Annotated in this window: 16 protein-coding genes and 1 riboswitch; of the genes, 7 read left to right on the top strand and 9 right to left on the bottom strand. The window is 63.6% G+C overall.

Annotated features, from left to right (window positions below):
- Positions 1–74: 74 nt before the first annotated feature.
- Positions 75–1,349 (top strand): S-methyl-5-thioribose kinase, encoded by a 1,275-nt coding sequence (gene mtnK, locus ACSQ3L_RS26065; protein WP_436162514.1) that lies wholly within the window; start codon positions 75–77, stop codon positions 1,347–1,349.
- The gene (mtnA, locus tag ACSQ3L_RS26070) at positions 1,346–2,440 is read left to right on the top strand and encodes an S-methyl-5-thioribose-1-phosphate isomerase (protein ID WP_436162515.1); all 1,095 of its coding nucleotides are present in this window, start codon (positions 1,346–1,348) and stop codon (positions 2,438–2,440) included. The genes mtnK and mtnA overlap by 4 nt, the downstream gene beginning before the upstream one ends.
- A 10-nt stretch (positions 2,441–2,450) precedes the next feature.
- On the opposite strand, the gene ACSQ3L_RS26075 is transcribed toward mtnA, so the two are convergent.
- On the bottom strand, positions 2,451–2,990 hold the full coding sequence (locus ACSQ3L_RS26075; RefSeq protein ID WP_436162516.1) for an Lrp/AsnC family transcriptional regulator: 540 nt from the start codon (positions 2,988–2,990) through the stop codon (positions 2,451–2,453).
- Between the two features lie 49 nt (positions 2,991–3,039).
- Here ACSQ3L_RS26075 and ACSQ3L_RS26080 point away from each other — a divergent pair, with 49 nt between their 5' ends.
- From ACSQ3L_RS26080 to fba, 3 genes are all read left to right on the top strand, one after another.
- A complete protein-coding gene (locus ACSQ3L_RS26080; RefSeq protein ID WP_436162517.1) occupies positions 3,040–4,209 on the top strand; it encodes an MFS transporter in 1,170 nt (389 codons plus the stop codon).
- 65 nt (positions 4,210–4,274) lie between these two features.
- Positions 4,275–4,419, top strand: a riboswitch (FMN riboswitch).
- Positions 4,420–4,496: 77 nt separating this feature from the next.
- Positions 4,497–4,970 carry a 6,7-dimethyl-8-ribityllumazine synthase gene (locus tag ACSQ3L_RS26085; RefSeq protein WP_436162518.1) on the top strand — a complete coding sequence of 158 codons (474 nt, stop codon included), beginning with the start codon at positions 4,497–4,499 and terminating at the stop codon, positions 4,968–4,970.
- Between the two features lie 164 nt (positions 4,971–5,134).
- On the top strand, positions 5,135–6,199 hold the full coding sequence (fba, locus tag ACSQ3L_RS26090) for a class II fructose-bisphosphate aldolase (protein WP_352631487.1): 1,065 nt from the start codon (positions 5,135–5,137) through the stop codon (positions 6,197–6,199).
- A 129-nt stretch (positions 6,200–6,328) separates the two neighbouring features.
- Here the strand turns inward: fba and ACSQ3L_RS26095 are convergent, their stop codons facing one another.
- The 8 genes from ACSQ3L_RS26095 to ftsZ all read right to left on the bottom strand — a co-directional run bounded on the left by ACSQ3L_RS26095 (position 6,329) and on the right by ftsZ (position 15,747).
- Positions 6,329–7,651, bottom strand: a complete 1,323-nt coding sequence (locus ACSQ3L_RS26095; RefSeq protein WP_436162519.1) for an amylo-alpha-1,6-glucosidase — start codon at positions 7,649–7,651, stop codon at positions 6,329–6,331.
- Between the two features lie 22 nt (positions 7,652–7,673).
- The gene (locus ACSQ3L_RS26100) at positions 7,674–8,714 is read right to left on the bottom strand and encodes an ABC transporter ATP-binding protein (RefSeq protein WP_436162520.1); all 1,041 of its coding nucleotides are present in this window, start codon (positions 8,712–8,714) and stop codon (positions 7,674–7,676) included.
- Between the two features lie 21 nt (positions 8,715–8,735).
- Positions 8,736–9,581 carry a carbohydrate ABC transporter permease gene (locus ACSQ3L_RS26105; protein WP_436162521.1) on the bottom strand — a complete coding sequence of 282 codons (846 nt, stop codon included), beginning with the start codon at positions 9,579–9,581 and terminating at the stop codon, positions 8,736–8,738.
- The gene (locus ACSQ3L_RS26110) at positions 9,578–10,423 is read right to left on the bottom strand and encodes a carbohydrate ABC transporter permease (RefSeq protein WP_436162522.1); all 846 of its coding nucleotides are present in this window, start codon (positions 10,421–10,423) and stop codon (positions 9,578–9,580) included. The genes ACSQ3L_RS26105 and ACSQ3L_RS26110 overlap by 4 nt, the downstream gene beginning before the upstream one ends.
- Before the next feature lie 87 nt (positions 10,424–10,510).
- Positions 10,511–11,782 (bottom strand): ABC transporter substrate-binding protein, encoded by a 1,272-nt coding sequence (locus ACSQ3L_RS26115; protein ID WP_436162523.1) that lies wholly within the window; start codon positions 11,780–11,782, stop codon positions 10,511–10,513.
- 37 nt (positions 11,783–11,819) lie between these two features.
- Positions 11,820–12,863 (bottom strand): substrate-binding domain-containing protein, encoded by a 1,044-nt coding sequence (locus ACSQ3L_RS26120; RefSeq protein ID WP_436162524.1) that lies wholly within the window; start codon positions 12,861–12,863, stop codon positions 11,820–11,822.
- A 413-nt stretch (positions 12,864–13,276) separates the two neighbouring features.
- Positions 13,277–14,299: an IS110 family transposase gene (locus tag ACSQ3L_RS26125; RefSeq protein ID WP_436158213.1), complete on the bottom strand. Its 1,023-nt coding sequence runs from the start codon at positions 14,297–14,299 to the stop codon at positions 13,277–13,279.
- A 410-nt stretch (positions 14,300–14,709) separates the two neighbouring features.
- Complete coding sequence (gene ftsZ / locus ACSQ3L_RS26130) at positions 14,710–15,747, bottom strand: cell division protein FtsZ (RefSeq protein WP_436162525.1); 1,038 nt, start codon at positions 15,745–15,747, stop codon at positions 14,710–14,712.
- A gap of 402 nt (positions 15,748–16,149) precedes the next feature.
- On the opposite strand from ftsZ, the gene ACSQ3L_RS26135 reads away from it, so the two are divergent.
- Positions 16,150–16,848 (top strand): GntR family transcriptional regulator, encoded by a 699-nt coding sequence (locus tag ACSQ3L_RS26135; RefSeq protein WP_436162526.1) that lies wholly within the window; start codon positions 16,150–16,152, stop codon positions 16,846–16,848.
- Between the two features lie 430 nt (positions 16,849–17,278).
- Positions 17,279–18,634: a glutamine synthetase family protein gene (locus ACSQ3L_RS26140; protein ID WP_436162527.1), complete on the top strand. Its 1,356-nt coding sequence runs from the start codon at positions 17,279–17,281 to the stop codon at positions 18,632–18,634.
- The last annotated feature ends 32 nt before the right edge of the window (positions 18,635–18,666 follow it).

An 18,666-nucleotide genomic window follows, 5' to 3' on the forward strand; every position in this document is an offset into this window, starting at 1 on the left:
GCCAGATCGCTTCCTAGCTTGGCTCGGCCGCCATGCCTCCGTTATGTTCGGAGCGCATATGCGGGAGGATGACGATGACTGAAGAATTGCCGTTCGAAGCCCTGTCGGTCGAAACCCTGGCTGCCCGCCTTGGCGGCAACGATCCGCTGTGCGCGAAGATCGGCAAGGACACTGGCGCCTGGAAGGTGCGCGAGGTCGGTGACGGCAATCTCAACCTGGTGTTCATCGTCGAGGGCGGCAGCGGCGCTGTGGTGGTCAAGCAGGCCCTGCCCTACGTCCGCCTGGTCGGCGACAGCTGGCCGCTGCCGCTGAAGCGCTCCTTCTTCGAATATCACGCGCTGACAAGGCAAGAGGCGCGCGCGCCGGGCTCGGTGCCGGCGATCTATTATTTCGATGAACGCCAGGCGCTGATCATCATGGAATATCTTGCGCCGCCGCACATCATCCTGCGCCGCGCCCTGATCGATGGCCGCCAGTTGCCGAACATTGCCCGGGATATCGGCCTGTTCATGGCCCGCACGCTGTTTCGCGGCTCCGACCTGCATATGGCTGCCAAGGACCGCAAGGCCGATCTGGCGCTGTTCGCCGACAATGTCGAGCTTTGCGACATCACCGAGAGCCTGGTGTTCTCCGACCCCTATTTCGATGCCAAGATGAACCGGCATACGAGCCCGCAGCTCGACGGCCTCGTCGCCGAACTCCGCGCCGACCGCGACCTCAAGGTCGAGGCGCAGCGGCTGAAACACATCTTCGCCGCCAATGCCGAAACGCTGCTGCATGGCGATTTGCATTCCGGCTCGATCATGGTCACCGACACCGAAACCCGGATGATCGATCCGGAATTCGCTTTCTACGGCCCGATGGCCTTCGATGTCGGCATGCTGCTCGCCAATTTCTGGATGTCGTTCTTCTCGCAGCGCGGCCACGAGCAGGAGGGCAAGCGCGACGCCATGCGCGCCTATCTGCTCGGGGTGACGACCGAGACCTGGGCCGTGTTCCGCGCCGAATTCTCGCATCTGTGGCGCACCGAGCGCACCGGCATGCTCTACCAGAGGAGCCTGTTCGAAGATCAGGGCGACATCCTTGCCTCAGAGCAGGCGCTCGACCATGTGCTGCACCAGATCTGGACCGACCTGCTCGGCTTTGCCGGCATCGAGGTGCACAGGCGCATCCTCGGCCTCGCCCACAATGCCGATTTCGAGACCATTGCCGACGAGGATTTGCGCGCCAGTTGTGAGGCAAAGGCGCTGAAATTCGGCCGCCATCTCGCCGTCAACCGGCGCCAGATCCACAGCATCGACGAGGTCAACCAACTGGCCGCGCTGATCGAACAGGAGAGCAGCATTTGAACGTCGGCGACCGCCACTATCGCACCATCTGGCTGAGCGACGACGGGCGTTCGGTTGATATTGTCGACCAGCGCTGGCTGCCGCATGATTTCCGCATCGAGACCATCGGCACGGTTGCCGGCATCGCCACCGCCATCCGCGACATGTGGGTGCGCGGCGCGCCGCTGATCGGCGTCACCGCTGCCTATGGCGTCGCCATGCAGATGGCGGACGACCCGTCGGATGCAGCGCTCGACGCCGTGTGGGAGACCTTGCACGAAACGCGCCCGACCGCGATCAATCTGCGCTGGGCGCTCGACGAGATGCGGCGCTTCCTGCGGCCCCTGCCGACAGAACAACGCGCCGAAGCCGCCTATCGGCGTGCCGGAGAGATCGCCGACGAGGATGTCGGCCTCAACCGCGCCATCGGCGAGAACGGTCTCGCCATCATCAAGGCGATCGCGGCGCGCAAGCAGAAGGGCGAACCGGTCAACATCCTGACCCATTGCAATGCCGGCTGGCTGGCCACCGTCGATTACGGCACCGCCACCGCGCCGATCTATCTGGCGACGGAGGCCGGCATTCCGGTCCACGTCTATGTCGACGAGACACGGCCGCGCAACCAGGGCGCCCAGCTGACCGCCTGGGAGATGGCCGGCCACGGCGTGCCGCACACGCTGATCGTCGACAATGCTGGCGGCCATCTGATGCAGCGTGGCGAGATCGACATGGTCATCGTCGGCACCGACCGCACCACCGCCGACGGCGATGTCTGCAACAAGATCGGCACCTATCTGAAGGCACTCGCCGCCGCCGACAATGACGTGCCGTTCTATGTCGCGCTGCCCTCGCCCACCATCGACTGGACGGTGCATGACGGTCTGGCCGAAATCCCGATCGAGCAGCGCTCGGCCGACGAAGTCTCGCTGGTCTGGGGCAAGACAGCCGGCGGCGAGATCGCCCAGGTGCGCATTTCGCCGGAGACGACACCGGCGGCAAACCCGGCCTTCGACGTGACGCCGGCGCGGCTGGTGACCGGCCTGATCACCGAACGCGGCGTCGCCAAAGCGTCGCGCGAGGGCCTGAAGGCGATGTTCCCCGAGCGAGCGTAGCCGCTCGCTTCTAGTACAGAGGCTCGGCCATATGCTTCGGGGTCGGCCACGTCTCCGTGATGCCGGGCTGCACCGGCCGCTCGAGATAGGTCGATAAAACCACATAGCTGCGCGTCGAGGTGACCCCCGGTGTTTCGTAGAGGCGCGCCAAAAGGCCTTCGAGTGCCCTGGTGTCTTCCGTGCGGACCTTCAGCAGCATGCAGGTATCCCCGGCGACGGTATGGATCTCCTCGACTTCGGGATATTGCGAGACCGCCATCAGCTCCGGCGTCTTTCCCCAGCCCTTGGTGTCGATATGGACAAAGGCAAGCAAGGGCTTTTTCACCGCCCGGGGATCGATGATGGCGACGGTGTTTCTGATGGCGCCGCTGCGCCGGAGCCGTTTGACCCGCTCATGCGCCGCGGGTGGCGACAAACCGACGCGATCGCCGAGTTCGGCGTAGCTGATCGTGGCATCATCGACCAGGACGCCTAATATTCTTCGGTCTATCGCGTCGAGGTCGCGGGCCGCAGCCTTGTTCTGCGGAATACCATCTGTTTCTTCATCCATGGCGAAATTCCTGGTTTTCCACTGAATAGAATACGGCCATTATGCTGATATGTCGAACATTGATCAAGTCGCGCCATTGACTGCCCGAGCACCGATTCCGGCGCTTGCCTATCTGTTGACCGGGTGCATCGCGGTCATCGGCTCGAACTCGCTTGTGCTGGGTCCGATTGCACCTGCCGTGGCCTCGTCGTTCGGAACCAGCGTGCCGGCCGTGATGATTGCGGCGGCCGCGTTCGGCCTCGGCACCTCCGCAAGCGCCTTGTTCCTAGCCCGCTATATCGACCGGCTCGGCGCACGCCGGATGCTGCAGGGCGCACTGTTGTTGCTGGCGATAGCGCTCGCCGCCAGTGCCGTGGCGCCGACGGTGGCGATGCTGGTCGCGGCCCAGTTGGTCGCCGGCATCGCTGCCGGTATCGCCATGCCGGCAATCTATGGGAGTTCGGCGGCGATCGCTCCGCCGGGCCGTGAAAGCAGCACGATCGGCGTCGTGCTCACCGGATGGACGCTCAGCATGGTGGCCGGCGTCTCGCTGTCGGCGGTGCTTGCCGATCTGGTGCATTGGCGCGCCGTTTTCGCAGCGGTCGCGCTGCTGGCCATTCTTGCATTGGCCGGCCTCACACTGTCGTCGCTGAGCGACGTCAGGAAGAGCGGTCCGGCGCCGACGCCGCTGGAGGCGCTCAGCATTCCCGGCATCGTCCCGCTTCTCATTGCCTGCGCCGCCTTCATGACCGCTTTCTACGGTGTCTATGGCTACCTTGGCGACCACCTCCACGCTGGGCTTGGGGAGCCGGTCAGCGCCAATGGGTTGGCGGCGGTCGCCTATGGCATCGGGTTCGGTACAGCCGCTCTCCTCGATGGCGTCATCGATCGGCTGGGTGCGCGGCGCGTCATGCCGTTCGCCTATCTTCTGGTTGCCGTCGTCTACGTCGCGATGGCCGCAACGAGCGGCAGTTTCGGGCTGACCCTGACCATGGTGGCAATCTGGGGACTGGCCAATCATTTTGGCCTGAACGTCCTGGTGATGCGCCTGTCTGCACTCGATCCGTCGCGGCGCGGCACGATCATGGGCCTGAACAGCGCGGTGACCTATCTGGCGGTCTTCGTCGGCACCACCAGCTTCGGCCCGCTTTATTCGACCTTCGGCTTTGCCACCTGCGCAATGGTTGCCGCATTGCTGATGCTGATCGCCGCTGCTGCGGCGGCCTGGCGGACGCGGTAGTCGACCGGGTTGGCCCAACCTTCTCACGGTTGACAGCTGCGCCCTGCCCTTCCATACAAAGCCGTTAATGTTCTCAGGGCGGGGTGAAAGTCCCCACCGGCGGTAAAGGTTTCGGCCTGAGCCCGCGAGCGCTTTCCGGTTTCGGAAAGGTCAGCAGATCCGGTGTGATTCCGGAGCCGACGGTTACAGTCCGGATGGAAGAGAACGAAACGGAAGCCGGCCCGCTTTTCGCGGGCTTAATCCGTATCGTGCGTCCTGATTCTGGTTCGAAACGGAAGGATGGACCCATGAATCAGCATTCCCATAAAGACTACGAAACGACCCGCATCGCCGTTATCAGGGCGCGCTGGCATGCCGATATCGTCGACCAGTGCGTGCAGGCTTTCCAGGCAGAACTGGCCGACATCGCAGGCGAGCGCTTCACTGTCGATGTCTTCGACGTGCCGGGCGCCTACGAGATCCCGCTGCATGCCAAGACCCTGGCCCAGACCGGCCGCTATGGCGCGATCCTCGGCACAGCCTTTGTCGTCAATGGCGGCATCTACCGGCATGAATTCGTCGCGAGTGCTGTCATCGACGGCATGATGAACGTGCAGCTGTCGACCGGCGTGCCGGTGCTGTCGGCGGTTCTCACCCCGCACAACTACCACGACAGCGCCGAGCACCACCGCTTTTTCTTCGAGCACTTCACCGTCAAGGGCAAGGAGGCGGCCAATGCCTGCGTGCAGCTCCTGGCGGCGCGGGAACAGATCGCGGCCTGAGGTCTCTCAAACAGGCCGGATTTCAGCCCTGCAACAAGAATTGCGATCGAGAAGAGCGCTGAAGGTTGCGGTTGGCTCGAAATCCGGCCAGAAGCATCAAGGGCCGGCCGGCAACCGGCCGGCCCGTGACGTTGCGCTTGAAACCAGATACGGGAGACTATTGGGTGGCTCGCATAACACTGAGACAATTGCTCGACCACGCCGCCGAATACGGCTACGGCGTGCCCGCTTTCAACATGAACAATATGGAACAGGGCCTTGCCATCATGGAGGCCGCCGAGGAGACCAAGTCGCCGGTCATCCTGCAGGCAAGCCGTGGCGCGCGCGCCTATGCCAATGACGTGGTTCTGGCCAAGCTGATCGACGCTCTGGTCGAAATCCATCCCGACATTCCGGTCTGCATGCATCTCGACCATGGCAACAACGAAGCCACCTGCGTGACCGCGATCCAGTACGGCTTCACCTCGGTGATGATGGACGGATCGCTGAAGGAAGACGGCAAGACGCCGGCCGACTACGCCTATAATTCCGGCATCACCAAGCGCGTCGTCGACATGGCGCATTGGGGCGGCGTGTCCGTGGAAGGCGAGATCGGCGTGCTCGGCTCGCTGGAGAGCGGCGGCGGCGAGCAGGAAGACGGCCACGGCGTCGAAGGCGCGATCAGCCATGACCAGCTTTTGACCGACCCCGAACAGGCGGTGGAATTCGCTAGGGACACCCATGTCGATGCCCTGGCGGTTGCCATGGGCACAAGCCATGGCGCCTACAAATTCTCGCGCAAGCCCGACGGCGCGGTGCTGGCCATGAACGTCATCGAGGAAATCCACCGCCGGCTGCCGAACATGCATCTGGTCATGCACGGCTCGTCCTCGGTGCCGGAGGATCTGCAGGAGATCATCAACAAATATGGCGGCCAGATGAAGCCGACCTGGGGCGTGCCGGTCGAGGAAATCCAGCGCGGCATCAAGCACGGCGTGCGCAAGATCAACATCGACACCGACAACCGCATGGCGCTGACCGGCGCGATCCGCAAGGTGCTGACCGAAAACCCGAGCGAGTTCGATCCGCGCAAATATTTGACACCGGCGATGGCGGCGATGCGCAAGCTCTGCAAGGAGCGCTTCGAACAGTTCGGCACCGCCGGCAACGCGCAGAAGATCAAGCCGCTGCCGGTCGCGGAAATGGCCAAGCGGTATAAGTCGGGCAGCCTCGACCCGAAGTTTGGATAGTCTGCATTGGCGCAGCCTTGCCTTCTCCCCTTGTTGTGGGAGAAGGTGTCGCCGAAGGCGACGGATCAGGGGTGCTCCAGGAAACATCAGCGTCCCACTCCGCTGGAACACCCCTCATCCGTCTCGGCGCTATCGCGCCGATCCACCTTCTCCCACAAGGGGAGAAGGCAAGAGAGGTGCCTCCCGCAAAAATTCGATCACCATCGCCGCCGTCCAGGTGAAGCGGCCGCCGCCGAGCGGGTCGCCGGTGAGCGGATCGTAGTATTCGGCAAAGCCGCTCTCCCGGATCAGATTCAGGCTGGATTGCGTGATGCGCCGTGCGGCGTCGTTATGGCCGGCGTCGGCAAGGCCGTCTGATATCATGTAGTTGACCACCAGCCAGACCGGGCCGCGCCAGTAGCGCTTGGCATCGAAGCGCGGATCGTCGGGATCGTGCGACGGCACGACGTAGCCCGCCCTGCCGGCAAGTCGCTCGACGGTGGCGGCCAGCGCAGCCGTGCGAGCCCCGGGTATGGCCGCGAAGGCCGGCAGGATGCCGCCGACGGAGGCGCTGTCGATGAGCTTGCCGGTGACGCGGTCGAGGCAGAGATACTGGCCGTGCGCCTCGCTCCACAGGCGCTCCATGGCCGCGAGGCCCTTTTCAGCGCGGGCGCGGTTTGCACTGGCAATCCCGGTTTCGCCCAGCGCTTGCGCTAGATCGGCAAGATCGGTCGAAGCGCGGATCAGGATTGCGTTGAAGCCGGGATCGACGACCTGGAATGGCGAGGCGTCATGCAGCCTGGCATTGTCCCAGCCAAGTCCGCGAAAATGCTGCAGCAGCCAGATGTAGCGGTCATACTGCTGCTGTGTCGGACGGTGGGCCGGGTCGGCATGCAAGGTGTCACGGCGTGTGTAGGGCTCGACGCCCTCGGTCGGTACACGCTCGAAGGCATCGTCCCAGTCGATGGAGTTGTCGCGGCCGGATTCCCAGGGATGGATGATGGCGACCAGCCCCTCGCCTCCGGGGTCGCGGTTTTCATAGAACCAGCGGTGCCAGGCGTCGATCTTCGGCAGCAGCGCACGAGCCCGCTCCGCAGCCAATTTCTTGTCCCTGGCGCGGTCGAACAGGCGGCGCACGGCAAAGCCGGCGACGGCCGGCTGGGTGATGCCTGATGTGGCCGTCGGACGGCCGGTTTGCCAAACTTCGGGTCCAGGGAAATAGCCGTCGCTCCAGACATGGAAGACGATATGCGGCACCATGCCATCCGGCCACTGGTGTGCGAACAGCGTCTCGATCTCGGTCCAGGCACGCGCCTCGTCATAATGGGCAAGGCCGAGCGCGGTCAGACAGGAATCCCAGTTCCACTGGAACGGATAAAGGCCCTTGGTCGGGATGGTGTAGGCGCCCTGGTCGTTCTCTTTCAGCACCTCGACGGCGCGGGCAATGATGTCACTGGTGGCAGAAGCAGTCATGGGAGTTCAGAGGCTTTCACTATCAAAGGGCGTTGGTGGTTTCAGGATCGAACCAGCGGATGCGGTCGGGTTTGGGCGCAAGGCGCAGTCGGTCGCCGACCTGGACGCCGGCGTTCGAGTCCAGGATGGCGCGAAACAGGCCGCCCTCGACGTCGCAGGTGACCAGCGTGTGCGGTCCGAGCGGCTCGATGACGCGCACGGTGGCGTGCAGGCCCTCGCCGCCGGCGTCGACATCCTCGGGGCGTATGGCGAATTCTATTCTCTGCTTTTCTGATTTAGGACCCGGCAGTGTCAGGCCGGCGACGGTCCAGTCTCCATTCGCGGCTTTCGTCGCCGGGATAAAATTCATCGGCGGGTTGCCGATGAACGAGCCGACGAAACGCGCGGCCGGATTGCGGTAGACCTCGACCGGCGACGCGGCCTGGACGATGCGGCCCTGATGCATGACGGCGATACGATCGGCAAGACTCATCGCCTCGACCTGGTCGTGGGTGACATAGATGGTGGTGGTCTTCGACGCGGCAAGCACGCCCTTTAGCTCGGCGCGCATTTCCAACCGCAGCAGCGCGTCGAGGTTCGACAGCGGCTCGTCCATCAGGATGACGTCCGGTTCCATCGCTAGCGCACGGGCGACGGCGACACGCTGGCGCTGGCCGCCGGACAGCTGGCCCGAATAGCGCTTCAAAAGCTGCTCGATATGCATCAGCTCGGCGGTGCGGGTGACGCGGCGCTCGATGTCGGCCTGCGGCAATTTCTTCATGCGCAGGCCGAAGGCGATGTTCTCGAACACGGTCAGATGCGGAAAGACGGCATAGTTCTGGAACACCATGGCGATGCCGCGGTCGCGCGGCGGCAGATGGTCGACGCGGCGACCGCCGATCCAGACCTCGCCCTGGCTCAGCGTCTCCAGCCCGGCGACGATCCTGAGCAGCGTGGTCTTGCCGCAGCCGGAGGCGCCGAGCAGCACCATGAATTCCTGATCGGCAATGGTGAGATCGACTTGATGCAGCGCGGTGAAGCCGCCGAAGCGCTTGGCCACGCCCTTGATCGCAATTTCAGCCATGAGCGGTCTCCGTGCCCTGCGTCATCGGTTGGCGATCCCCCACATGGCAAACAGGTATTTCCGGACGGCGAAGATAAAGATCAGCGCCGGCACGACCAGTGCCGCACCGCCGGCGAATTTGAGATAGAGCGGCGATTCACCGAGGCTCTGCAGCAGGAAGGCGGTCAGCGTGCGGTTCTCGATGGTGAGCACGGCGGCGGCGAACACTTCATTCCAGGAGATGGTGAAGGCAAACACCGCCGAGGCGGCAATGCCGGGCAGCGCCAGCGGCAGGATGACCTTGCGAAAGGCCTGAAGCCGTGTGCAGCCGAGCGTCCAGGCCGCCTCCTCGAGTTCGACGGGAATGCCTGAGAACAGCGAGAAGGTGATCAGCACGGCGAATGGCAGCGCCAGCGTGGTGTGGACCAGCGCCAGCCCGATGGCGGTGTCGTCGAGGCCGGTGCGGATGAACATCACCGCCAGCGGCAAGGCCAGCAGGGGCAACGGGAAGGCGCGCGTCATCAGCACCAGGAGGCGGAAGGTCTCCTTGCCTGGAAAGTCGAAGCGCGATAGCGCGTAACCAGCCGGCGCACCGAAGCCGATGGCCAGGATCATCGTCAGGGTGGCGACGAGCACCGAGTTCCACAACGCCCTGGCGACACCGGCGAATTCGACGAAGAAGGACAGGCTGCCAAAATCAAAGGACGGAAAGAAACGCTTGGGAAAGGCTGTGACCTCCCCCGGCGACGACAGCGCGTTGGCGATCAACAGGTAGATGGGCAGCAGCACCCAGACGCAGAGCAGGATGGCGGTGGCGATCAGCAGCCAGTCGCCGGCCTTGCGCGCATCGGCTGTCGCGGCAGCCGGCACTTCGGTGATGGCGCTCATATCCGCGCCTCCTTCGGCACGCGCAGCACCCGCAGGAAGAACAGCGTGAAGCCGATCGAGATGGCGAGGATGAGCAGCGCCGAGGCGGCGGCGACGTTGCGGTCCTGCAATGTGAACTGCCAATTGTAGGTCTCGCCCATCAGCACCGGCAGATTGGTGCCGCCAAGGGCTGCGACCACCGCAAAGACCTCGAAGGCGAGGATGACGCGCAGGATGATTGCCGTCTGCAGGCTGGGGCGAAGCAGTGGCAGCGTGATGCGCAAGAAGCGCTGCCATGGGCTGGCGCCGAACACTTCCGCCGCCTCGTAATATTCCCTGGGGATCAGGCCCATGCCGGCGACGAGGATGACCATCATGATCGCAGTGGCCCGCCAGATCTCGGCGAGCGCCACGGCGATGAAGATGGTCAGCTTGCTCTGGTAGCCGAGGAACATGATTGGCTTGTCGACGACGCCAAGGCTGGAAAGCAGCGTGTTGAGGAAGCCGGACTGGTCGAAAATGGCGAGCCAGATCAAGCCGGCGGCAAGATCGGAAATGCCGAGCGGAATGGCAAACACATAGAGCGCCGCACTGCGTCCGGTCTCCAGCCGCGACACCACGCTCGCCATCAGCAGTGCCATGACCAGTTGGATCGGCACGACGATGGCCGCCAGCAGCAGCGTGTTGCGGACCGTGACGGGGAATTTCCAGCTGCCGGCCATGGTGCGGAAATTGTCGAGGGTGAAGGCGCCGTCGCGGGTCACCGCCTCGAAGGCGACCAACGCGAACGGATAGAGGAAGAAGATGCACAGGAACAACGTTGCCGGCATCAACAGCAGATAGGGCAGAGCCTTGCCGTGCATGGTTGTGTCCTTTGCTGTAGGGCGGTCGAGTGCGACGGTCTGGGCGCCCGGAGTGCAACAAACTCCGGGCGCCCCCTCGGGAGGATTTCAGTCGACCGGGCAAGCGCCAGTTGACGGCTTGTCGGGTGCCCAGCATGGCGCCTTCGACTGATCGATAATTGCTTTGAGCGCCGTCGCTTGTTCGCCGAGGACGCCATGCACATCCTCGCCGCCGAGCACGATGCGCTCGAAACTGTCGGTGTAGATCTGGTTGAACTTGCCGCCGAGATCGCCAAGCCCCATTGGCAGCAAAGCCGGCAGTGCATCGGGAGCACCGGTCATGGTAGCGATCGCCGGGCCGAAAGCCTTCACCGAAGCCGGCATGTCGTCGGGCAGCTTGACCTCGACGACCGGGAAGAAATTGGTCGCCCTGAGCGTCGCGATCTGGGTCTCCGGCTTCAGCATATAGGCGACCAGCGCCTTGGCCTTGTCCATGTCCGGCGAAGTCTTCGGAATGGCGACGCCGGCCACCACAGGCATGAAGCCGCGACCCGCGGGGCCGGCCGGCGCCGGGAAGGCGACAAACTCGTCCGGCTTCTTGTTGAAGGCATCGGCAAGCCGCGCGACATGGTCGAACGCCACCCAGACTTCACCTGACAGCAGCGGTTCCTGCATGAAGGCGTAGTTGGTCGAGTTCGGGTTGGTGTACTGCCACAACTCCTTGAACTTGTTCCAAGCGATCTCGGCTTCCGGTGAGCGGAATTTGGTCACCATCGAGCCGGTGTAGGACGGATAGAGGAAACCCTCGAAGAAGCGGTGCTTGAGTCCCTTTGGACCGGCGGGAAAGCCGAATTTCGGCGAGCCGGTCTTCTCGGCGATGTTCTTCGACCATTCGATCAACTGGTCATAGGTGATGGTGTTGAGATCGACGCCGGCCGGCAGATATTGCAAGGCCTGCTTGTTTGCCGCCATCAAATAGGTGGCCTGCATCCACGGCAGGTATTTCTGCTCTCCGGTGCCGAGCATGCCGAGCTTCTTGTAGGCTTCGTTGACTTTGACGCTGCCGACATCGACGCCTGTGAGATCGACAAGGTTCGCGCCGACAGTGGAGAAATCGCCATGCAGGCCGCCAAGCAGGCCGATGGTGCCGGAGCCGGCCTGCAGCTCAGCCTGAAGGCGGGTGAGCCAGGGACCGTCCTCGGCGACCTGATAGTCGACGGAGCCGTCAAAGCCTTTCAGCACCTCGTCGCGCATCTTCTGGGTTTCCTCGACCGGGCGCGCCTGCGTCGACCAGAACAGCACCTGCTGCGCCTGCGCGCCGCCGGCGGCAAACGACAGCGCCAGCACGGCACCCGCCAAGCTTCTCAACGTCTTCATCATGGTCTTCCTCCCTGGATTGAGCGCCGACATGGCGGCGTCAGCTTCTTGTCTGCGGTGCGGGTCCGTGGCTGGCGCGCGCAACCAGCGTCGGCCGGACCAGCCGCGTCAGCGGCGCGGCCGGCCTGTCGGCGATCACCGTGAGCAGCATGTCGGCGATCTCACGCGCGCATTGGCGGATCGAGGCGTCGAATGTGGTGAGGCCGGGCGGCGCGTAGGCCGACGCGGCGATGTTGTCGAAGCCGATGACGGAGAGATCGCGCGGCACGCTGAGACCCGCCCGGGCGGCCTCCTCCATCACGGTCAGCGCCAGTTCGTCGAACAGGGCGACGATGGCTGTCGGCCTGTCAGGCCCTTGCAGCATGCGGTTGACGGCCTGGATGCGGGCCTCGTTATCGAAGCGCGGCGCCGTCACCACATCGAGCCGCACCGACGGATCGCCGCGACGGGCAATGGCGGCGGCAAGGCCGTCTTGTCTGAGATGCCGGAACGTCATCGGCTCGGAAATCGTCACCAGACCGAAATGGCGATGGCCGAGGTCGTAGAGCATGTCGAAAGCCTCGCCGAAGGCATGGGCGCCGTCGGTGTCTAGCCAGTTGTAGCCGAAGTCGCTGTCGAGCAGCCGGCCATGGGCAACGAACGGAAAGCCGCGCCGGCGCAGGTAGGCCAGGCGCTCATCGGTTTCGGCGATACGCGTAACAACGACGCCATCGGCGCGCCCGGATTCGACGACGTGGCGCAGCACCGACAGTTCCGAATGGCCAAAGGCCGCGGTGGCCAGGATCAGGTCGGCACCGTGCGACACCAGCCCTTCGCCAAGCCCGGTGACGAATTCGCCAAGGAAGGAGTCGACAAGGTTCGGTCCGCGGATCGGCAGCACAAGGCCGACGAAACCGCTGCGGCCGGAGACAAGCGTGCGCGCCGCCGTGTTGGGCACGTAGCCGGCCTGACGCGCCGCTTGCGCGACACGCTCGCGCGTCTTCAGCGCGATCTGTTCATGGCCGGCAAGCGCTCGCGAGACCGTCGTGATCGACAGATCTAGACTAGAGGCAAGCTCCTTGAGCGTGATGACGCGGGTCGTCATCGTTTCTCCCTCGAACGAGTTTGAAACGTTTGTAATTGCCTTTCGCAAAATTGCAAACGTTTTAAATTTGAACTGAGGCTGGGCTGACAAGCAATCCAAACATCGGCGTGGTGGAGGTTGGGGCGTGCCCCAGCGATTGGCGGAACACCGTCACTTCGTCATGTATGGACGGCCCCCTGTTGGCAAGGTGCAATTGGCATATTCGGCAGATAGTCTGGAGCGGTCATGTATTCGGCCTTTTGATGCGGTCGAATTTGGACCGCTGGCCCTCAAGGGTTACGCGGATCGGGTTCCAATCATCCACACGCGCTCTTGTATCGCGATGACGAAGGCGGAGTGTCCCGACCCAGGTCCTGACCATTTTGCCGTGCTGCCTTTTGCTCCTTACGCTGTTAAGGGCCTTGCTTTGCGGTTTATGCCGCAGCCGGTGCCCTGTATTCCTGTCCCGAGTTCAGCATTGCCCAGATGATGCGGGCGGTCTTGGCTGCCTGGGCGACGACGGCGACCTTGACCGGCCGCCTGGCCAGCAGGCCGCGTATCCAGGGCGAGCCTCTGTCGGGCTTGGCCCTGACCTGCCGCAACCAGGAACTGGCGCCGAGAATGAGCAGCCTTCGCAAGCCGCCATCGCCGGCGCGGCTGATATGGCCTGTCAATCTGTGCTTGCCGCCGGTGTCGTGGTTCTTGCGGGTCAGGCCGACCCAGGCGGCGAAGTCCCTGGCCGAGGCGAACTGGCGGCCATCGCCGATGGCGGCGATCGTCGCATGCGCGATGATCGGGCCGACGCTCGGGATCGTCATCAGCCGCAAGGCCGCCCGCTGCTGCCTGACCTGAGCCAGGATCTGCTTGTCCAGCTTGCCGATCTCGCCATCCAGCGCCCGCCATTGCCCGGCCAGCGGCAGCAGGCAGATCAACAACGCCGCGGGGATGGCTTCATCGGCCGTTTCGATGAGCTGCAGCAGGCCCTCGATGCCCGCCGCCCCCTTGGCGTTCGCGAGACCCATTTCGTAGAGATGGCCGCGAATGGCATTGGCCAGCTGCGTGCGTTGGCGTACCAGAAGGTCACGCGCACGATGCAGCGCGCGGGCATATTGCTGTTCGACCGTCTTGATCGGCACGAAGCGCATGTCGGGCCGGCTCACCGCCTCGCAACAGGCTTGCGCATCGCGGGTATCGTTCTTGTTGCGCTTGACGTAGGGCTTCACATAGGTCGGCGGCATCAGCTTGACCTGATGGCCGAGCGCGCTGAGCGTGCGGCCCCAATGATGGGCCGAACCGCAGGCCTCCATGCCGATCAGCGCCGGCGGCTGCGCGGCAAAAAACTTCACCACCTGCGCGCGGCGCAATTGGCGCTGCACGACCACTCGCTCGGTCGCATCCACCCCGTGCACCTGGAACACATTCTTGGCCAAATCGATTCCAAATCTGATAACTTGCATGACGGACGGTCTCCTTCCGCTGGGTTCAACACGACCAGTTTGGCACATTCGATGCCGCAAGGGGCCGTCCACCCATCATCCACGGGCGGAGCAAGGAGCGCAGCGACGCAGCGCAGACCCGAGGATCTGCTCCGCAGCCCAAGGGATCCATGCCGCGACTTCAAAGCACTGCTGCGGTGCAGAATTCTGCTCCGCAGCACTCCGCGACCAAGGTCGCGGCATGGATCCCAGGGTCTACGCGACGCCGCTTCGCGGCTGCTCCGCCCAGGGATGACGACATTGGGGAAGCCCGGCCTAGTGCCGAGGTGGTTCATCGAAACGGGCGATGACCAACAGCTCCAACCCGTCAAATCCTCTGCGCAGCGCTACCAGGGCCGCAAGCAGCCCAATCAATCCGGATCAGGCAGATCCTACTGCAGCGTCCGCGCCGGCGGCTGGCCGGCGTGGTCCCGGGCGATGCCGGCATCGCCATCCTCGGCTCCAAACGCACGGTCGAGACCCGTCGCCACCACCGAGACCCTGAAGCGACCTTCCATGCCCTTGTCGAAGATCGCGCCGACGATGATGTCAGCGTCCTCGTAGACTTCTTCGCGGATGCGGGTGGCGGCCTCGTCGACCTCGAACAGGGTCATGTCCCTGCCGCCCGATATCGAAACCAGCACGCCCTTGGCGCCCTTCATCGACACTTCGTCGAGCAACGGATTGGCGATCGCGGCTTCCGCCGCCTTCATCGCCCGGCCCTCGCCGGACGCCTCGCCGGTACCCATCATGGCGCGGCCCATGTCGCGCATCACCGATTTGACATCGGCGAAGTCGAGATTGATCAGGCCTTCCTTGACGATGAGATCGGTGATGCAGCTGACGCCGGCATAGAGCACCCGGTCGGCGATGACGAACGCATCGGCGAAGGTGGTCTTGGCATCGGCGATCCTGAACAGGTTCTGGTTCGGGATGACGATGACCGTGTCGGCGCTCTCGCGCAGCCGCTCGATGCCCTCTTCGGCCATCTGCATGCGGCGCCTGCCCTCGAAGGCGAAAGGCTTGGTGACGACGCCCACCGTCAGGATGCCGGCCTTGCGCGCCGCCTGGGCGATGATTGGAGCAGCACCGGTTCCCGTGCCGCCGCCCATGCCAGCGGTGACGAAACACATATGCGTGCCGGCCAGATGATCCATGATCTCGTCGAGCGATTCCTCGGCCGCGGCGCGGCCGATCTCGGGAAGCGATCCGGCGCCCAATCCTTCGGTGACATGCGCGCCAAGCTGGATCAGCCGCGTCGCCTTCGACATGGTCAGCGCCTGCGCGTCGGTGTTGGCGGCGATGAACTCGGTTCCTTGAAGCTGCTCCGCGATCATGTTGTTGACGGCATTGCCGCCACCACCACCAACGCCGATGACGGTGATCTTGGGTCTCATCTCGGAGATTTCGGGCTTCTTGAACTCGGCCATGCCTGTTTCTCCTTCGCCAAATTGCGCGCGCTTCACGATCCACCCGCAGACTGCCTTGGGGACATTGCAATCGAGCGGCGTGACGCGAATCAGTCCGTTCGGATGGGTACCCCAAAAAGCCAGAGAGCGGCCAGAGGTGCAAGTGCGCGCAAGGTCAAGATTTGTGATGACGGTTTTGCACAGCATGGCAGAGACGCCGCTCGCCTGAGAACCAGGCCGCCTAGCCTTGGGTGCAACTGCCGGCAGGGTGACGAGCTGGCTTGCCGCGCAACGATCGAAGCGTCTATCATGCGTTGATAAATCGCTGACTTCGGCGTTCTCGCCGCGCTTGGCAAAGCAAGATTATCTGCGGCTGTTGTCATCAGGGTAGATTTCAGAACGAATGAAGCAGCGCCCCCGCCAATGGCCGACAAAACACAATTCGGGTTGACCGCCGTCGACACCGTTCCCTTGCATGAGAAAGTCTATCTGGAACTCGTGCGGGCGCTGATGTCCGGCCAGTTCGTGCCGGGCCAGAAGCTGACGTCGCGAAAACTCGCTAGGGAACTCGGCACCAGCGACATGCCGGTGCGCAGCGCTTTCATGCGGCTGCAGGCGCTGCGGGCGCTCAGCCCGATGCCGAACGGCAGCGTCGAGGTGCCGGTGATATCGGCCGACCGGTTTTCGCAGTTGACCGCGGTGCGCACGATCCTCGAAGGTTCGGCGACCGAACTGGCGACAAAACGCATCAACGGCAACAATCTGCGGACGATCCGACGCCATTCCACCGATCTGACATTGGCGGCCCGCAAGGGCGATATCGACGATTATCTGCGCAAGAATCACGACTTCAAATTCTCGATCTACCGCCATTGCGGCAACGAGCAGATGATCTTCCTGATCGAGACCGTATGGATGCAAGTCGGCCCGTTTCTCAGGAACCTTGCCATGGGATTCGAGGATGACCTCGCCTCCATTCTCGACATCGACTATCACGAGGAAGTCGTCGCGGCGATCGAAGCCCAGGACGGAGAGCGCGCCCGCGCGGCCATCGTGCGCGATATCGACGAAGGCGCCTCGCATATCCTGCAGCAGGCTAGGTTTCCGCAAACGAGGAATTAGAACCGCAGCGCAGAGGATTTGACGGGTTGGATTGGAGGCCTCTTTGCAGTCGGGAATTTCATCGTTCAACGCGGTGGACCATCAGAAGCATTCGCGATTGGCCGACGCCCTCCCTGCCTTCGTCATCCTCGGGTCTGCGCTGCGTCGCTGCGCTCCTTGCTCCGCCGTGGATGACGACGCGAAGGGCGTTTGCGTCCGACATCACTGCCCGAATGCCCCTTGGCTTTCCCTTCTCTTGCCTCTATGTTGCGATCGCAGATCGCGCAATTGGTTTTGAAATGCCTCCCGACATCCCAGCTAGTGACTTGAAAAAATAAGAAAAAATATCCGGCGCAGCCGGATATGCTTTCCCAAAACTCACAAGCTATTTTTACCAGGGACAGTGCGGCCGGTCAGGCTGCGGCACCTTCAAAAAACCAGAGGTTATAAATTGAGCGATGCAATTGCGGACGTTTTGAACTGGCTTGAAAGCCGAACCGACATCCAGAGCCTGAGGGCGGCGGTGTGCGATCTCAACGGCATCATGCGCGGCAAGCGCATCCCCGTCGAGCAGGCAAGGAAGGCGCTGGAAGGCAAGCTGCGCATGCCTTTTTCGCTGATCGGGCTCGATGTCTGGGGCGAGGACATCGAAGGCAACACACTGGTGTTCTCGACCGGCGATGCCGACGGACTGTGCCAATGGACGGGGCGCGGCATTCTGCCGGTGGCCTGGACCGCCCATCCGACGGCGCTTGTCCCGCTCTGGCTTGCCGACGAAAGCGGCGCGCCCTATCTCGGCGACCCGCGACGGGCGCTGGCCCGCATCCTCGATCGCTACAAGGCCCTGGGCCTGACCCCGGTCGCGGCAACGGAACTCGAATTCTACCTCGTCGATCCGCAATCGCAGCGGCCGGTCGGACCTGTCTCGCCGGTGACCGGGCGCCGTCTCGATTCCGATGCGGCGCTGTCGATCGACGAGATCGACGATTTCGAGTCCTTCATACACGACGTCTACGAGGCCTGCCGGACGCAAGGCATTCCCGTCGACACCGCCATCGCCGAGAACGGCGTCGGTCAGTTCGAGATCAATCTGAACCATGTCGCGGACGCCCTGCGGGCGGCTGACGATGCGGTACTGTTCAAGCGCACGGTGAAGGGCATTGCCCGCAAGCACGGCTTTGCCGCCTGCTTCATGGCCAAGCCCTATGGCGACCGCGCCGGCAACGGCTTTCACGTTCATTTCAGCCTGGTCGACGGCGAAGGGCGCAACGTCTTCGACGACGGCACCGACCAGGGCTCGGAGATCATGCGCCATGCGGTCGGCGGCCTGCTTGCGGCAATGGCCGAGAGCACGCTGGTGTTCGCGCCGCACTTCAATTCCTACCGCAGGCTGCGCCCAAGATCCTACGCACCGACCGCGGTCGCCTGGGGTTATGAGAACCGCATGGTGGCGATCCGCATTCCCGGCGGACCGACCGCCGCGCGCCGCATCGAACATCGCGTTTCAGGAGCGGACGCCAATCCCTACCTGGTGCTGGCGGCCATATTGGGCGCCGCTCTAACGGGCATTGAAAGGCAGTTGTCGCCAGGTGATCCGACCGGCAGCGACGGCCAGGGACTTCCGCCGGCAAAGCTGCCGCCGGACTGGGCGTCCGCGATCGCCGCCTTTGAAAGCGGGACGCATGTAGCGGAGATCTTCCCGGCAATCCTGCGCGACTCTTTCGTCGCCTGCAAACGCCAGGAGCTGAACACGTTCGCGCTCAATGTCAGCGATTTCGAGATCGAGACCTATCTCGAAAGCGTCTAGAGCGGAATGAATTGAGGCTGAATCGGCGGGGA

The organism is Mesorhizobium sp. LjRoot246 (assembly GCF_964254115.1).
GTDB lineage: Bacteria > Pseudomonadota > Alphaproteobacteria > Rhizobiales > Rhizobiaceae > Mesorhizobium.

What these genes read in the sequence shown, in the direction of transcription:
- mtnK (WP_436162514.1), top strand. Translation starts at nt 75, where the DNA reads ATGACTGAAGAATTGCCGTTCGAAGCCCTGTCGGTCGAAACCCTGGCT.
- ACSQ3L_RS26075 (WP_436162516.1), bottom strand. Translation starts at nt 2,990, where the DNA reads ATGGATGAAGAAACAGATGGTATTCCGCAGAACAAGGCTGCGGCCCGC.
- ACSQ3L_RS26080 (WP_436162517.1), top strand. Translation starts at nt 3,040, where the DNA reads ATGTCGAACATTGATCAAGTCGCGCCATTGACTGCCCGAGCACCGATT.
- ACSQ3L_RS26085 (WP_436162518.1), top strand. Translation starts at nt 4,497, where the DNA reads ATGAATCAGCATTCCCATAAAGACTACGAAACGACCCGCATCGCCGTT.
- ACSQ3L_RS26095 (WP_436162519.1), bottom strand. Translation starts at nt 7,651, where the DNA reads ATGACTGCTTCTGCCACCAGTGACATCATTGCCCGCGCCGTCGAGGTG.
- ACSQ3L_RS26100 (WP_436162520.1), bottom strand. Translation starts at nt 8,714, where the DNA reads ATGGCTGAAATTGCGATCAAGGGCGTGGCCAAGCGCTTCGGCGGCTTC.
- ACSQ3L_RS26105 (WP_436162521.1), bottom strand. Translation starts at nt 9,581, where the DNA reads ATGAGCGCCATCACCGAAGTGCCGGCTGCCGCGACAGCCGATGCGCGC.
- ACSQ3L_RS26110 (WP_436162522.1), bottom strand. Translation starts at nt 10,423, where the DNA reads ATGCACGGCAAGGCTCTGCCCTATCTGCTGTTGATGCCGGCAACGTTG.
- ACSQ3L_RS26115 (WP_436162523.1), bottom strand. Translation starts at nt 11,782, where the DNA reads ATGATGAAGACGTTGAGAAGCTTGGCGGGTGCCGTGCTGGCGCTGTCG.
- ACSQ3L_RS26120 (WP_436162524.1), bottom strand. Translation starts at nt 12,863, where the DNA reads ATGACGACCCGCGTCATCACGCTCAAGGAGCTTGCCTCTAGTCTAGAT.
- ACSQ3L_RS26125 (WP_436158213.1), bottom strand. Translation starts at nt 14,299, where the DNA reads ATGCAAGTTATCAGATTTGGAATCGATTTGGCCAAGAATGTGTTCCAG.
- ftsZ (WP_436162525.1), bottom strand. Translation starts at nt 15,747, where the DNA reads ATGGCCGAGTTCAAGAAGCCCGAAATCTCCGAGATGAGACCCAAGATC.
- ACSQ3L_RS26135 (WP_436162526.1), top strand. Translation starts at nt 16,150, where the DNA reads ATGGCCGACAAAACACAATTCGGGTTGACCGCCGTCGACACCGTTCCC.